Here is a 14,659-nt window from a genome sequence, read left to right as displayed (position 1 = left end):
TTCCTCGAACAATTCCGCTCAATAATACTCAATTCTGAGCAAGGCGTTGAAGCTTGTGCAAAAAATGCAGGGGTGATTAGCGTTTTGCGATGTGATCAGGTAGGTAGTTGCCAGCAACGACCCAGCGCAGAACCTTGCCCGCCCTGCTCTTTCAGGTAGCGATCCAGCTCTACCATTCCCGTCCAGCGGTTTTCACACCACAGCGGGGCAAGTAGCGTCGGGCGACGCGCGCTGGCGGAAACACGATGGAAAATCACCTCCGGCGGTGTATGGCGAATCATTTCGCCGGCGATCACGGTGTACTCTTCCAGGCCTATTCCATTCAGGCGCCCCGCTTCCCACGCCTTCGCCATAATGCTGCCTTTCACGATATGTAAAGGATGTAACTTGATGCCGTCGACGCCGGTCTCTACAACACGCTGTATCGTCTCCAGACAGTCCATGTGGCGCTCGCCGGGTAATCCGACGATAAGATGTGTGCAGACTTTCAGGCCACGTTCACGCGCTTGCTGCGTCGTTTTTTGATAACAGGCGAAGTCGTGCCCACGATTGATACGATGCAGCGTTTTATCATGCGCGGTCTGCAAACCCAGCTCCAGCCACACTTCATAACCCTGCTCGCGGTATTCGCACAATAAATCCAGCACGGCTTCCGGTACACAGTCCGGGCGTGTCCCCACACACAAGCCAACAATATTCGCCTGGCTGACTGCCTGCTGGTACATCGAGCGCAGCACCTGCACTTCCGCCCAGGTACTGGTATAAGCCTGGAAATAGGCGAGATAACGCCGGGCGCGGTTCACCAATTGCGCCTGGTGAGCAAGCTGTGCGGCAATGGATTGATGCTGCTGCGCTTCGTCAGCAAAAGAGGCGACATTACAGAAAGTGCAACCGCCGCGACCAATGGTGCCATCGCGGTTAGGGCAGCTAAAACCGCCATGTAATGTCAGTTTATGGACTTTTTCACCATAGCGGCGGGCAAGATCCCCACCAAACATATTGACTAATTTCTGTAACTGCATAATCTGAGAGGCCGCCCAAATAAAAGGGCGTAGCCTGCCACTTTTAGCTTTCGTCGGCGATGACCTGGATCAATCGCCCTGGAAGGCTTTTATTCATTGCATAATCAGTCAATATAATCGCAATTTCATTCACCCCAAAGACGATTACTTTTCCTTATGTCGCTGCGTTATTTTGCAGAAATACTATCACGCGTGAAAAACAGTGTGTTCATGCAACTCTGACGCGCATAGCAGAATAAAAATCTGCCATTAAAACCCCACTCAGAATAGAACATCAGAAACAGCGCTTTTAGATAGTGAGTCAGATCACACTCTGCTGCCGCTTAGTAGCGCGTTCATTGAATGTAAAAATCCTTAAATAATCTTAATTATCAACAATATAAACACTATTTAGCACATTTTTGTATAAATAAGCTCGGCATTTGACCTGTGTACGGATTCCCGATAACTTGGGAATCCGCTGGAAGCTTTCTGGATGAGCAGTCTGCTCATCATATTTATGCAGTAATTGAGATTCCCTCTTAAGCAAGTCCTCAACACTTGTGTATCGATGCGAAAAGGAAATTAAAGAGGGCGACATGCGAGGCAATTGCCCCGTCGCCATGCTCTTTTTGTGCCTGTGCGTAACGATCGGGAGGGGCTCTCGTAGAGCCTGGGGAGGTTCACTGATATGTTGTACGATAAATCTCTTGAGAGAGATAACTGTGGTTTCGGCCTGATCGCCCACATAGAAGGCGAACCTAGCCACAAGGTAGTGCGTACTGCTATTCACGCACTGGCCCGAATGCAGCACCGCGGCGCGATTCTCGCCGATGGTAAAACCGGTGACGGTTGTGGCCTGCTGCTGCAAAAACCCGATCGTTTTTTCCGTATCGTTGCGGAAGAACGCGGCTGGCGCTTAGCCAAAAACTACGCCGTTGGCATGTTATTCCTGAACCAGGATCCCGAAAAAGCCAGCGCGTCGCGCCGTGTAGTAGAAGAAGAACTTCAACGTGAAACCCTGTCAATTGTCGGCTGGCGCGATGTGCCAACCAACGAAGGGGTACTCGGTGAAATCGCCCTCTCCTCGCTGCCTCGTATTGAGCAAATTTTTGTTAACGCCCCTGCGGGATGGCGTCCGCGCGATATGGAGCGCCGCCTGTTTATCGCCCGTCGCCGCATCGAAAAGCGTCTGCTGGAAGATAAAGAGTTCTACGTATGTAGTCTCTCGAATCTGGTGAACATCTATAAAGGTCTGTGTATGCCGGCGGATCTGCCGCGTTTCTACCTGGATCTCGCGGACCTGCGTCTGGAATCAGCCATTTGCCTGTTCCACCAACGCTTCTCCACCAATACCGTACCGCGCTGGCCGCTGGCGCAGCCGTTCCGCTATCTGGCGCACAACGGCGAAATCAACACCATTACCGGTAACCGCCAATGGGCGCGTGCACGTACTTACAAATTCCAGACGCCACTGATCCCGGATCTGCATGACGCGGCGCCATTCGTCAATGAAACCGGCTCCGACTCCAGTTCAATGGATAACATGCTGGAACTGCTGTTAGCGGGCGGGATGGATATTGTGCGCGCCATGCGTTTGCTGGTACCGCCTGCCTGGCAAAACAACCCGGAGATGGATCCGGATCTGCGCAGCTTCTTTGACTTTAACTCCATGCACATGGAGCCGTGGGACGGTCCGGCGGGCATCGTGATGTCCGATGGTCGTTTCGCCGCCTGTAACCTCGACCGTAACGGCCTGCGCCCGGCGCGCTATGTGATCACCAAAGACAAGCTGATCACCTGCGCTTCTGAAGTGGGAATTTGGGATTACCAGCCGGATGAAGTGGTCGAAAAAGGCCGTGTTGGTCCTGGCGAACTGATGGTTATCGATACCCGTGGCGGGCGCATTCTGCACTCTGCCGAAACCGATGACGATCTGAAAAGCCGCCACCCGTATAAAGAGTGGATGGAGAAAAACGTCCGCCGCCTGGTGCCATTCGAAGATCTGCCGGATGAAGAAGTCGGCACCCGCGAAATGGACGACGATCTGCTGTCGAGCTACCAAAAACAATTTAACTACAGCTTCGAAGAGCTGGATTCAGTGATCCGCGTGTTGGGCGAAAATGGCCAGGAAGCCGTCGGCTCAATGGGCGATGACACGCCATTTGCTGTGCTTTCCAGCCAGCCGCGCATCATTTATGACTACTTCCGCCAGCAGTTCGCGCAGGTCACCAACCCGCCAATCGATCCGCTGCGTGAAGCGCACGTGATGTCGCTGGCGACCAGCATCGGCCGCGAGATGAACGTCTTCTGCGAAGCGGAAGGCCAGGCGCACCGTTTAAGCTTTAAATCGCCGATCCTGCTGTTCTCTGATTTCAAACAGCTGACGACGATGGAAGAGGAACACTACCGCGCCGACACGCTCGATATCACCTTCGACGTCACCGAAACCACGCTGGAAAAGACCATCAAAGCGTTGTGCGATAAGGCCGAGCAGATGGTGCGTAGCGGCACGGTTCTGCTGGTACTTTCCGACCGTAATATTGCCAAAAACCGTCTGCCGGTTCCGGCACCGATGGCCGTTGGCGCGATTCAGACCCGCCTGGTAGATAAGAGCCTGCGCTGCGACGCCAACATTATTGTCGAAACCGCAAGTGCGCGTGATCCGCACCACTTCGCAGTGCTGCTGGGCTTCGGCGCGACGGCAATTTACCCGTACCTGGCATATGAAACGCTGGCGAAGCTGGTAGACAGTAAAGCCATCGAGAAAAATTACCGCACAGTGATGCTGAACTACCGTAATGGCATCAACAAAGGGCTGTACAAGATCATGTCCAAAATGGGCATTTCGACTATCGCCTCTTACCGCTGTTCGAAACTGTTTGAAGCCGTCGGCCTGCACGATGATGTTTCCGGGCTCTGCTTCCAGGGCGTGGTTAGCCGTATCGGTGGTGCCGGATTCACTGATTTCCAGCAAGATCTGCTGAACCTGTCCAAACGCGCATGGCTGGCGCGTAAGCCGCTGGATCAAGGCGGTTTGCTGAAGTATGTCCACGGCGGCGAGTATCATGCATACAACCCGGATGTGGTGCGTACGTTGCAACAAGCGGTACAGAGCGGCGAATACAGCGATTACCAACAATACGCGAAGCTGGTGAACGAGCGCCCGGCGGCAACGCTGCGCGATTTGCTGGCGATTACGCCAAACGGCGAAGCGGTGAGCTTGAAAGATGTTGAACCGGCAACGGAGCTGTTTAAACGCTTCGATACCGCAGCGATGTCCATCGGCGCACTGAGCCCGGAAGCGCACGAAGCGCTGGCGGAAGCGATGAACAGCCTCGGCGGGTTCTCTAACTCCGGCGAGGGCGGCGAAGATCCGGCGCGCTATGGCACCAATAAAGTGTCGCGCATCAAACAGGTGGCTTCCGGTCGTTTCGGCGTGACGCCTGCGTACCTGGTCAACGCGGATGTTATTCAGATCAAAGTGGCTCAGGGCGCAAAACCGGGCGAAGGCGGTCAATTACCGGGTGATAAAGTCACGCCGTACATCGCCAAACTGCGTTATTCCGTGCCTGGCGTTACGCTGATCTCCCCGCCGCCGCACCACGATATTTACTCTATCGAGGATCTGGCGCAGCTGATTTTCGACCTGAAACAGGTCAACCCGAAAGCGATGATCTCCGTCAAACTGGTTTCCGAACCGGGCGTTGGTACCATCGCGACCGGCGTGGCGAAAGCCTACGCTGATCTTATCACTATCGCCGGTTATGACGGCGGCACCGGTGCAAGCCCGCTCTCTTCGGTGAAATATGCCGGTTGTCCGTGGGAGCTTGGCCTGGTGGAAACCCAACAAGCGCTGGTGGCTAACGGCCTGCGTCATAAGATCCGTTTGCAGGTAGATGGCGGTCTGAAAACCGGCCAGGACATCATCAAAGCAGCGATTCTGGGTGCGGAAAGCTTTGGTTTCGGTACCGGCCCGATGGTGGCGCTGGGCTGTAAATATCTGCGAATTTGTCACCTGAACAACTGCGCGACCGGTGTTGCAACCCAGGATGAGAAACTGCGTAAAAATCATTATCACGGCCTGCCGTTCAAAGTGACCAACTACTTTGAATTTATCGCCCGTGAAACTCGCGAGCTGATGGCGCAGCTGGGCGTGAAACGTCTGGTGGATCTGATTGGTCGCACCGATCTGCTCAAAGAGCTCGATGGCTTTACCGCCAAGCAGCAAAAACTGGATCTGTCGAAACTGCTGGAAACGGCAGAACCGCACCCAGGCAAAGCGCTGTACTGCACCGAGCACAACCCGCCGTTTGATAATGGCGCACTGAATGCGCAGTTACTGCAACAGGCGAAACCGTTTGTCGATGAGAAGCAGAGTAAAACCTTCTGGTTCGATATTCGCAATACTGACCGTTCTGTCGGCGCGTTGCTGTCGGGTTATATCGCGCAGTCCCATGGCGACCAGGGGCTGGCGGCCGATCCGATCAAAGCACACTTTAGCGGCACAGCAGGCCAGAGCTTCGGCGTCTGGAACGCTGGTGGCGTTGAGCTTTATTTGACTGGCGACGCTAACGACTATGTGGGTAAAGGTATGGCTGGCGGCTTGCTGGCGGTACGCCCACCGGTTGGTTCTGCTTTCCGCAGCCACGAAGCGAGCATTATCGGTAACACCTGTCTGTATGGCGCAACTGGCGGTCGTCTGTACGCCGCAGGCCGTGCGGGTGAGCGTTTTGCGGTACGTAACTCTGGCGCGATCACCGTGGTGGAAGGTATCGGTGATAACGGCTGTGAATACATGACAGGCGGCATCGTCTGCGTGTTAGGTAGAACCGGTGTTAACTTTGGTGCGGGGATGACAGGCGGCTTCGCCTACGTGCTGGATGAAGATGGTGAATTCCGTAAACGCGTGAACCCGGAACTGGTGGAAGTGCTGAGCGTCGATGACCTCGCTATCCACGAAGAGCACCTGCGTGGCCTTATCACCGAGCATGTGCAGCATACCGGTTCGCAGCGCGGCGAAGAGATTCTGGCGAACTGGCCAGCCTTCTCCAGCAAATTCGCGCTGGTTAAGCCTAAGTCCAGCGATGTGAAAGCACTGTTGGGTCACCGTAGTCGTAGCGCAGCAGAGCTGCGTGTGCAGGCGCAGTAAGGGGTAGCAATGAGTCAGAACGTATACCAGTTTATCGACTTGCAGCGCGTTGATCCGCCGAAGAAAGCGCTGAAGATCCGTAAAATTGAATTTGTTGAAATCTATGAGCCGTTTTCAGAAGGCCAGGCCAAAGCACAGGCAGACCGCTGCCTCTCCTGCGGCAACCCTTACTGTGAGTGGAAATGCCCGGTCCATAACTACATCCCGAACTGGCTGAAGCTGGCCAATGAGGGACGTATTTTTGAAGCGGCTGAGCTGTCGCATCAGACCAACACCCTGCCGGAAGTATGCGGCCGCGTTTGCCCACAAGACAGGCTGTGTGAAGGTTCCTGTACGCTGAACGACGAGTTTGGCGCTGTAACCATCGGCAACATTGAGCGCTATATCAATGATAAAGCGTTTGAAATGGGCTGGCGCCCGGATTTGACCGGTGTGAAACAGACCGATAAACGCGTGGCAATTATCGGTGCTGGCCCGGCGGGCCTGGCTTGCGCCGATGTGCTGACCCGCAACGGCGTCAAAGCGGTGGTGTTCGATCGTCACCCGGAGATCGGTGGCCTGCTGACCTTTGGTATTCCGGCCTTTAAGCTGGAAAAAGAGGTGATGACCCGCCGTCGTGAAATCTTCACGGGTATGGGTATTGAGTTCAAACTCAACACCGAAGTGGGTCGCGACGTGCAGATTGACGAGTTGTTGAAAGATTACGATGCGGTGTTCCTTGGCGTCGGGACTTATCAATCGATGCGCGGCGGGCTGGAAAATGAAGATGCAAACGGCGTGTTCGATGCATTGCCGTTCCTCATCGCCAATACCAAGCAGATGATGGGCTTTGGCGAAACGCCAGAAGAACCGTATGTAAGCATGGAAGGCAAACGTGTTGTGGTGCTTGGCGGTGGCGATACCGCGATGGACTGTGTGCGTACGTCAGTGCGTCAGGGTGCGACGCACGTTATCTGTGCCTATCGCCGTGACGAAGAGAACATGCCGGGTTCGAAACGCGAAGTGAAGAACGCGCGTGAAGAAGGTGTCGAATTCCAGTTCAATGTGCAGCCGCTGGGCGTTGAAATCAATGCCAACGGTAAAGTATGCGGCGTGAAAATGGCACGCACCGAAATGGGCGCACCGGATGCAAAAGGCCGTCGTCGTGCGGAAATTGTCGCCGGTTCTGAACATGTGGTTCCGGCAGACGCTGTTGTCATGGCGTTTGGTTTCCGCCCACACAGCATGGAGTGGCTGGCAAAACACAGCGTTGAGCTGGATTCGCAGGGCCGTGTGATTGCGCCAGAAGGCAGCGAAAATGCGTTCCAGACCAGCAATCCAAAAATCTTTGCCGGCGGCGATATTGTGCGTGGCTCCGATTTGGTAGTAACGGCGATTGCCGAAGGCCGTAAAGCGGCAGACGGTATTCTGAACTACCTCGAAGTGTAATATCCATGTAGCGACCAAAAAGGAGGCTTCGGCCTCCTTTTTTATGCGTATTTTCAACACAAAAAAAAGCAGAACCGCGGGGGTTCTGCTTTCTGGGTTACTTCACCACTCGCAGCGATGGACGCCCACCGCGCGGCGGCGGATCGTCATCAGGGCTGTTATCGTGATCGTCCTCGTGGTCGGGTTTATCACCGTCAATAACCGACATCATCGTCTCGCTTTCCTGCGCTGAAGTGTTGTCGTCATCGTTCAGGCTGACGACATCTTCATCGTACGCGGCTTCCGGTTCAAACATCGTACCGGCACCGTTTTCACGGGCATAAACCGCCAACACGGCAGCCATGGGTACTTCAACCTGACGCGGAACGCCGCCGAAGCGCGCGTTGAAACGCACTTCGTCATTCGCCAGTTCCAGGTTGCCGACCGCGCGCGGCGCAATGTTCAACACGATTTGTCCGTCACGCGCATACTCCATCGGCACGCGTACGCCCGGCAACGTCACATCAACAACCAGATGCGGCGTAAGCTGGTTATCCAGCAGCCATTCGTAAAAGGCCCGCAGTAAATACGGACGGCGTGGAGACAGTTGCGACAAATCCATTCAATTAACCCCGGCCCAGGCGCATTTCGCGCTCGGCTTCTGTCAGAGAGGCAAGGAAGGAATCACGCTCGAAAACGCGCGTCATATACCCTTTCAGCTCTTTTGCACCGGTGCCACTCAGTTCAATACCCAGTACCGGCAAACGCCACAACAGCGGTGCGAGGTAGCAGTCAACCAAACTGAACTCGTCGTTCAGGAAGTACGGTTTCTGGGTGAACAGCGGACCAATCGCCAACAGCTCTTCACGCAGCTGTTTACGCGCCGCGTCCGCCTGAGCGCCACTGCTGTTCTGGATGGTATTCATCAGTGAATACCAGTCCTTTTCAATACGATGCATGTACAGACGGCTCTCACCACGCGCCACCGGGTAAACCGGCATTAACGGCGGGTGCGGGAAACGCTCGTCCAGATATTCCATAATGATGCGTGATTCCCACAGGGTGAGTTCACGATCTACAAGTGTCGGTACGCTTTGATTCGGGTTGAGGTCAATCAGATCCTGAGGAGGATTATCCTTTTCCACGTGCTCAATTTCGAAGCTGACACCTTTTTCGGCCAGCACGATACGGACCTGATGGCTATAGATGTCCACAGGACCAGAAAACAGCGTCATTACCGAACGTTTGTTGGCAGCGACAGCCATGAAAACCTCCAGGTATATATTCAGAATTTACTGCTACCGGACTTAATCGACCGGTCAGATGTTGAGTTAACTACCCGCGCGTACTGTCACTCTCGTTGTAAGGCAAACAAAAAATGAACAATCCCAGCCATTTGGGCAGAAAATTGGATGATAGTTTACCAGATTTTGCGGGCTTTGTGGTGAGGGGATTCTGGAAATGCTGAAAAAGAAGAGATAATCAACGGATTGCTGTGGATAACACGATCTTTATCCATAAAAAAACCCGGTTCGCACCGGGTTTTTTCGCCAATCGTTCTGCCGAAGCAGAAACCAATTAACGTTTGGAGAACTGCGGACGACGACGTGCTTTGCGCAGACCGACTTTTTTACGTTCAACCTGACGCGCGTCACGAGTGACGAAGCCAGCTTTACGCAGTTCGGAACGCAGGGACTCGTCGTACTCCATCAGAGCGCGGGTGATACCGTGACGGATCGCACCAGCCTGACCGGAGATACCACCACCTTTAACGGTGATGTACAGGTCCAATTTTTCAACCATGTCGACCAGTTCCAGCGGCTGACGAACTACCATGCGGGCAGTTTCACGACCAAAGTACTGTTCCAGCGAACGCTGGTTGATTACGATTTTACCGTTGCCCGGTTTGATAAACACGCGAGCGGCGGAGCTTTTGCGGCGACCAGTGCCGTAGTATTGATTTTCAGCCATTGCCTATAATCCCGATTAGATGTCAAGAACTTGCGGTTGCTGTGCCGCGTGGTTGTGCTCGTTGCCAGCGTAAACTTTCAGTTTACGGTACATAGCACGACCCAGCGGGCCTTTTGGCAGCATGCCTTTAACCGCGATTTCAATCACACGCTCAGGACGGCGAGCAATCATCTCTTCAAAGGTCGCTTCTTTGATACCACCGATGTGGCCGGTGTGGTGGTAGTACATTTTGTCTTCGCGCTTGTTGCCGGTTACAGCAACTTTTTCTGCGTTCAGAACGATGATGTAATCACCCGTATCAACGTGCGGAGTGTATTCCGCTTTATGCTTACCGCGCAGGCGACGAGCCAGTTCGGAAGCCAGACGGCCCAGAGTTTTACCGGTCGCGTCAACAACATACCAGTCGCGTTTTACGGTTTCTGGTTTAGCTGTAAAAGTTTTCATTAAAAGCTTACCCAAATAATTAGTTACACGTTGGTGAACACCCAAACGTTTAGTCAGTTGAGGTTCACACGACATTGTCCAGCAAACCTACCCCTTCGAATAGCCTATGCCGGCGCAGAGAAAGTTTCGGGAAAAAAACCTTCTTGTAACGTGGGGTCGCAGGATTATAGAGAAGTCGGGGTCAAAGATCGACCCCTTTTCGTGATTTGACGCAGGTTTTGTCGCCCGCTGGCAATATAAAGAGGGCAAGGTCGCATCAGGGCATATGCGCGCGTTTCAGATACTCTTCGCTCTGCATCTCTTGCAAGCGAGATAAACAGCGCTGGAACTCAAACTTCAGGCGCTCACCCTGGTAGATGTCATGCAACGCTGCCGCTGCGCTAACCACCAGCTTGACATGGCGCTCGTAGAACTCGTCCACCAGCGCGATAAATCGCCGGGCTTCGCTCTCCATCAGCGGCGTCATCACTGGCACATCAAATAACATCACTGTATGGAAGAGCCGCGACAGTGCAATGTAGTCATGTTGGCTGCGGGCATCCACGCAAAGGGTAGAAAACGACACCGCCAGCGTTTGGTTTTCTACACCCAACGTTGGCAATGGTCGGTGATTAATCTCTAATTCCGGCGCGTTTTGTCGTGCAGCACCCGCCAACGCCAACCACAGTTTGTCCATCTGCTGAGCGGTACTGGCATCTAACGGCGTTAACCACAGGTGCGCCTGCGTCAGTGTTCGCAGGCGATAATCCACGCCCGCATCGACATTCATGATGTCGCAAAACTGCTTAATTGCCTCGATGGCGGGTAAAAACCGCGCCCGCTGTAAACCATTGCGGTACAGTTCATCCGGCGGAATATTCGATGTCGCCACCAGCGTGATACCGCGTGCGAACAGCGCTTTCATCAGCCCACCAAGCAGCATGGCATCGGTGATATCCGACACAAAAAACTCGTCAAAGCACAGTACATCGGTTTCGGCTTTAAAGCGGTCGGCCACGATTTCCAGCGGATCGCTTTGCCCTTGCAGCGAGGTCAGTTCTTCATGGACGCGCAGCATAAAACGGTGAAAGTGCAGACGCTGTTTACGCTCGCCGGGCAGGCTTTGATAGAACATATCCATCAGCCAGGTTTTTCCCCGCCCGACGCCGCCCCACATATAGAGGCCACGCACGGGAGCGGCTTCTTTAAGTTCACGTTTGCCGAACAGCTTGCCAAACGTCGCCAGCAAGCCACCACTTTGTGGCGCGGCGGGTTCGCTGCGGTTAATTAATGCCTGGTAAATGACATCCAGCCGCGAGACAGCTTCTTTTTGCACATCATCCGGTTGATGGCTACCCTCGTTCAGGGCATTTAGATATCGCGATGTTGGGGAAAGGCTCTGCATGGTGTTGTTGTTATTCCTTGAAAATCGATCCGCCCCCACAGGGTTGACGAAAAAAAGGCCGTTCTACACTACGCGATGCTGCGTCAGGATTCCACTTCTGCACGATTAGCGGTTATAGTGGCACAATCAGGCGCAGGCAGGAGCTTGCAGCCCACACCCTACGGAATCAAAAAACAACGGGAGAAGTTCATGACCTGGGAATATGCGCTAATTGGGTTGGTTGTCGGCATTATTATTGGTGCCGTGGGTATGCGTTTCGGAAACCGCAAATTGCGCCAACAACAGGCCTTGCAGTACGAACTGGAAAAAAACAAAGCGGAACTCGAAGATTACCGCGAAGAGCTGGTGAGCCACTTTGCCCGCAGCGCTGAGCTGTTGGATAACATGGCAGACGATTACCGCCAGCTTTATCAGCATATGGCGAAAAGTTCGACCAGCCTGCTGCCGGAAATGTCCGCGGAAGAGAACCCGTTCCGCAACCGTCTGGCCGAATCCGAAGCCAGCAACGATCAGGCGCCGGTGCAGATCCCGCGCGACTATTCTGAAGGTGCATCCGGCCTGCTGCGCGGCGGCGCTAGCCGTAAATAATCGAACGCATCTTAAATATTTACGGGCGCGCTCCTTGCGCCCGTCCCTTCTTGCGCATCGCAGCTATTATTTAGTCATTCACCTCATTGTTACCCGGTTGAAATTTCAATAACATCAAACTGTTTTGGGGCGTCATTCTTTCCACTTCAGGTTACGAGAGCCAGCATCAATGAAGAAACAAACCCAGCTGTTGAGTGCATTTGCGTTAAGTGTCGGGTTAACTCTCTCGGCACCCTTTCAGACCTTTGCGGCAATGCCATCACAAATCCCAGGCCAGGGCGCGTTACCAAGCCTCGCCCCCGTGCTGGAAAAGGTTCTACCGGCGGTAGTCAGCGTGCAGGTAGAAGGCACAGCGGTACAAGGCCAGAAAGTCCCTGAAGAATTGAAAAAATATTTCGGCGAAGAGATGCCAGATCAACCACAGCAGCAACCGCAGCCGTTTGAAGGCCTCGGTTCCGGGGTGATTATCGATGCCGCCAAAGGTTACGTGCTGACCAATAACCACGTGATTAACCAGGCACAAAAAATCAACGTACAGTTGAATGATGGGCGCGAATTCGAAGCCAAATTGATTGGCGGGGACGATCAGAGCGACATCGCGCTACTGCAATTACAAAATGCGAGCAACCTGACGCAAATTGCCATCGCCGATTCCGATCAGCTGCGCGTCGGCGATTTCGTGATTGCCGTGGGTAACCCCTTCGGTCTTGGCCAAACCGCCACATCAGGGATTGTTTCTGCGCTGGGTCGTAGCGGCCTGAACCTTGAAGGGCTGGAAAACTTTATCCAGACCGATGCTTCCATTAACCGTGGCAATTCCGGCGGCGCGCTGCTCAACCTGAACGGCGAACTTATCGGTATTAACACGGCGATACTCGCACCGGGCGGCGGCAGCGTTGGCATCGGTTTTGCGATTCCAAGCAACATGGCACAAACCCTCTCTCATCAGTTGATTCAGTTTGGTGAAATCAAACGCGGACTGTTGGGCATTAAAGGCACCGAAATGAGTGCAGATATTGCCAAAGCCTTTAACCTGAACGTGCAGCGCGGCGCATTTGTCAGTGAAGTGCTGCCGAACTCGGGTTCGGCGAAAGCGGGGATCAAATCAGGTGATGTGATTGTGAGCCTGAACGGCAAACCGTTGAGCAGCTTCGCCGAACTGCGTTCGCGCATCGCGACCACCGAACCGGGTGCAAAAGTGAAGTTGGGGCTGCTACGCGACGGCAAACCACTGGATGTCGAAGTGACGCTTGATAAAAGCACCTCATCTTCCGCCAGCGCCGAGTTGATCTCCCCGTCGCTGCAAGGCGCGGAGCTGAGCGATGGTCAGCTTAAAGATGGCACTAAAGGCATCACCGTCGGTAATGTGGAAAAAGGCAGCGCCGCCGCGCAGGCTGGCCTGCACAAAGATGATGTGATCATTGGCGTTAACCGGGATCGTGTGCAGTCGATTGCTGAAATGCGCAAAGTGCTGGAAGCGAAACCACCTGTCATGGCGCTGCATATCGTGCGGGGCAATGACAGTATCTATCTGTTGCTGCGCTAAGTAATTCTGTCGCCGGACATCACCGCCTGCGTGTGATGTCCGGATAACTCATGTTATGCTGCTGCCGTTCTCCTTTTAATGACTATCCCATCATGTATGTGAAGCTTTTACGTTCCGTGGCAATCGGTTTGGTCGTCGGTGGTCTGATCATCGCCGCCATGCCTTCGCTGCGTAAAAACATTCCGCTCGCGACGCCGCAAATCGACAGCGCCGATGAAACGCCTGCCAGCTATAACCCGGCAGTTCGTCGCGCAGCGCCTGCGGTAGTGAACGTCTATAACCGTAGCCTGAATAGCTCCACCCATGATCGCCTCGAAATTCGTACGCTCGGTTCCGGCGTCATCATGGATCAACGCGGCTATATCATTACCAACAAACACGTAATCAACGATGCCGACCAAATCATTGTCGCGTTGCAGGATGGTCGGGTATTTGAAGCGTTACTGGTGGGCTCGGATACGTTGACCGATCTTGCGGTGTTGAAGATCAATGCTAACGGTGGCTTGCCGGTGATCCCCATCAACACGAAGCGCACGCCGCATATCGGCGATGTGGTGCTGGCGATCGGCAACCCGTATAACCTTGGTCAAACGACGACCCAGGGGATTATCAGCGCCACGGGTCGTATTGGTCTGAACCCCAGCGGTCGGCAAAACTTTTTGCAGACAGACGCTTCCATTAACCACGGTAACTCCGGCGGCGCACTGGTGAATTCACTGGGCGAACTGATGGGTATTAACACCCTGTCGTTTGATAAAAGTAATGACGGTGAAACGCCGGAAGGTATCGGATTCGCCATTCCCTTCCAGTTGGCGACTAAAATTATGGATAAGCTGATCCGCGACGGTCGCGTGATCCGTGGCTATATCGGTATTGGCGGCCGGGAGATCGCGCCATTACATACTCAGGGCGGCGGCATCGACCCGATCCAGGGGATCGTTGTCAATGAAGTCTCACCGGATGGCCCGGCGGCGCGCGCGGGGATTCAGGTCAATGATGTGATCACCTCGGTGAATGGAAAACCAGCTGTTTCCGCCCTCGAAACCATGGATCAAGTGGCGGAAATCCGCCCTGGTTCTGAAATCCCCGTCGAGGTCATGCGCGACGACAAGAAGCTCACCTTCAAGGTCACAATTCAGGAATACCCGGCGACCAATTGATCGCCA

The 14,659-nt window shown here is 54.0% G+C and carries 11 protein-coding genes; 5 read left to right on the top strand and 6 right to left on the bottom strand.

All coding sequences use genetic code 11. From position 1 onward, the window contains the following. Nucleotides 1-95: 95 nt before the first annotated feature. A complete protein-coding gene (locus ACFX4O_RS23305) occupies nucleotides 96-1,022 on the bottom strand; it encodes a TIGR01212 family radical SAM protein (RefSeq protein WP_380211517.1) in 927 nt (308 codons plus the stop codon). A 670-nt stretch (nucleotides 1,023-1,692) separates the two neighbouring features. Here ACFX4O_RS23305 and gltB point away from each other — a divergent pair. Together gltB and ACFX4O_RS23295 are read left to right on the top strand one after the other, a co-directional pair. Next, nucleotides 1,693-6,153, top strand: coding sequence for a glutamate synthase large subunit (gltB, locus tag ACFX4O_RS23300; RefSeq protein WP_380211515.1), 4,461 nt, complete (start codon nucleotides 1,693-1,695; stop codon nucleotides 6,151-6,153). 9 nt (nucleotides 6,154-6,162) lie between these two features. After that, nucleotides 6,163-7,581, top strand: coding sequence for a glutamate synthase small subunit (locus tag ACFX4O_RS23295; protein WP_380211513.1), 1,419 nt, complete (start codon nucleotides 6,163-6,165; stop codon nucleotides 7,579-7,581). 97 nt (nucleotides 7,582-7,678) lie between these two features. Here the strand turns inward: ACFX4O_RS23295 and sspB are convergent, their stop codons facing one another. The 5 genes from sspB to zapE all read right to left on the bottom strand — a co-directional run bounded on the left by sspB (nucleotide 7,679) and on the right by zapE (nucleotide 11,359). After that, on the bottom strand, nucleotides 7,679-8,182 hold the full coding sequence (gene sspB / locus ACFX4O_RS23290; RefSeq protein WP_380211511.1) for a ClpXP protease specificity-enhancing factor: 504 nt from the start codon (nucleotides 8,180-8,182) through the stop codon (nucleotides 7,679-7,681). 4 nt (nucleotides 8,183-8,186) lie between these two features. Continuing rightward, complete coding sequence (gene sspA / locus ACFX4O_RS23285; RefSeq protein ID WP_045512693.1) at nucleotides 8,187-8,825, bottom strand: stringent starvation protein SspA; 639 nt, start codon at nucleotides 8,823-8,825, stop codon at nucleotides 8,187-8,189. A gap of 313 nt (nucleotides 8,826-9,138) precedes the next feature. Further along, nucleotides 9,139-9,531, bottom strand: a complete 393-nt coding sequence (rpsI, locus tag ACFX4O_RS23280) for a 30S ribosomal protein S9 (protein ID WP_000829818.1) — start codon at nucleotides 9,529-9,531, stop codon at nucleotides 9,139-9,141. Between the two features lie 15 nt (nucleotides 9,532-9,546). Then, nucleotides 9,547-9,975, bottom strand: a complete 429-nt coding sequence (gene rplM, locus ACFX4O_RS23275) for a 50S ribosomal protein L13 (RefSeq protein WP_004868222.1) — start codon at nucleotides 9,973-9,975, stop codon at nucleotides 9,547-9,549. A gap of 256 nt (nucleotides 9,976-10,231) precedes the next feature. Next, nucleotides 10,232-11,359, bottom strand: coding sequence for a cell division protein ZapE (zapE, locus tag ACFX4O_RS23270; protein ID WP_380211509.1), 1,128 nt, complete (start codon nucleotides 11,357-11,359; stop codon nucleotides 10,232-10,234). Nucleotides 11,360-11,548: 189 nt separating this feature from the next. Between zapE and zapG the strand changes: the two genes are divergently transcribed. From zapG to degS, 3 genes are all read left to right on the top strand, one after another. Then, entirely contained in the window at nucleotides 11,549-11,947 is a 399-nt protein-coding gene (gene zapG, locus ACFX4O_RS23265) for a Z-ring associated protein ZapG (protein WP_131407835.1), read from the top strand. A 169-nt stretch (nucleotides 11,948-12,116) separates the two neighbouring features. After that, nucleotides 12,117-13,493 carry a serine endoprotease DegQ gene (degQ, locus tag ACFX4O_RS23260; protein WP_131407837.1) on the top strand — a complete coding sequence of 459 codons (1,377 nt, stop codon included), beginning with the start codon at nucleotides 12,117-12,119 and terminating at the stop codon, nucleotides 13,491-13,493. Nucleotides 13,494-13,585: 92 nt separating this feature from the next. Beyond that, nucleotides 13,586-14,653 carry an outer membrane-stress sensor serine endopeptidase DegS gene (gene degS / locus ACFX4O_RS23255; protein WP_020455456.1) on the top strand — a complete coding sequence of 356 codons (1,068 nt, stop codon included), beginning with the start codon at nucleotides 13,586-13,588 and terminating at the stop codon, nucleotides 14,651-14,653. Nucleotides 14,654-14,659: the final 6 nt, after the last annotated feature.

Origin of the sequence: Kosakonia sp. YIM B13571 (assembly GCF_042788095.1) — a bacterium.
GTDB lineage: Bacteria > Pseudomonadota > Gammaproteobacteria > Enterobacterales > Enterobacteriaceae > Kosakonia > Kosakonia quasisacchari.
This window is presented reverse-complemented; position numbering and strand designations above follow the sequence as displayed.

Bases quoted from the DNA above. Each gene is read 5' to 3' on its own strand.
- ACFX4O_RS23305 (WP_380211517.1), bottom strand. From the start codon at position 1,022: ATGCAGTTACAGAAATTAGTCAATATGTTTGGTGGGGATCTTGCCCGC.
- gltB (WP_380211515.1), top strand. From the start codon at position 1,693: ATGTTGTACGATAAATCTCTTGAGAGAGATAACTGTGGTTTCGGCCTG.
- ACFX4O_RS23295 (WP_380211513.1), top strand. From the start codon at position 6,163: ATGAGTCAGAACGTATACCAGTTTATCGACTTGCAGCGCGTTGATCCG.
- sspB (WP_380211511.1), bottom strand. From the start codon at position 8,182: ATGGATTTGTCGCAACTGTCTCCACGCCGTCCGTATTTACTGCGGGCC.
- sspA (WP_045512693.1), bottom strand. From the start codon at position 8,825: ATGGCTGTCGCTGCCAACAAACGTTCGGTAATGACGCTGTTTTCTGGT.
- rpsI (WP_000829818.1), bottom strand. From the start codon at position 9,531: ATGGCTGAAAATCAATACTACGGCACTGGTCGCCGCAAAAGCTCCGCC.
- rplM (WP_004868222.1), bottom strand. From the start codon at position 9,975: ATGAAAACTTTTACAGCTAAACCAGAAACCGTAAAACGCGACTGGTAT.
- zapE (WP_380211509.1), bottom strand. From the start codon at position 11,359: ATGCAGAGCCTTTCCCCAACATCGCGATATCTAAATGCCCTGAACGAG.
- zapG (WP_131407835.1), top strand. From the start codon at position 11,549: ATGACCTGGGAATATGCGCTAATTGGGTTGGTTGTCGGCATTATTATT.
- degQ (WP_131407837.1), top strand. From the start codon at position 12,117: ATGAAGAAACAAACCCAGCTGTTGAGTGCATTTGCGTTAAGTGTCGGG.
- degS (WP_020455456.1), top strand. From the start codon at position 13,586: ATGTATGTGAAGCTTTTACGTTCCGTGGCAATCGGTTTGGTCGTCGGT.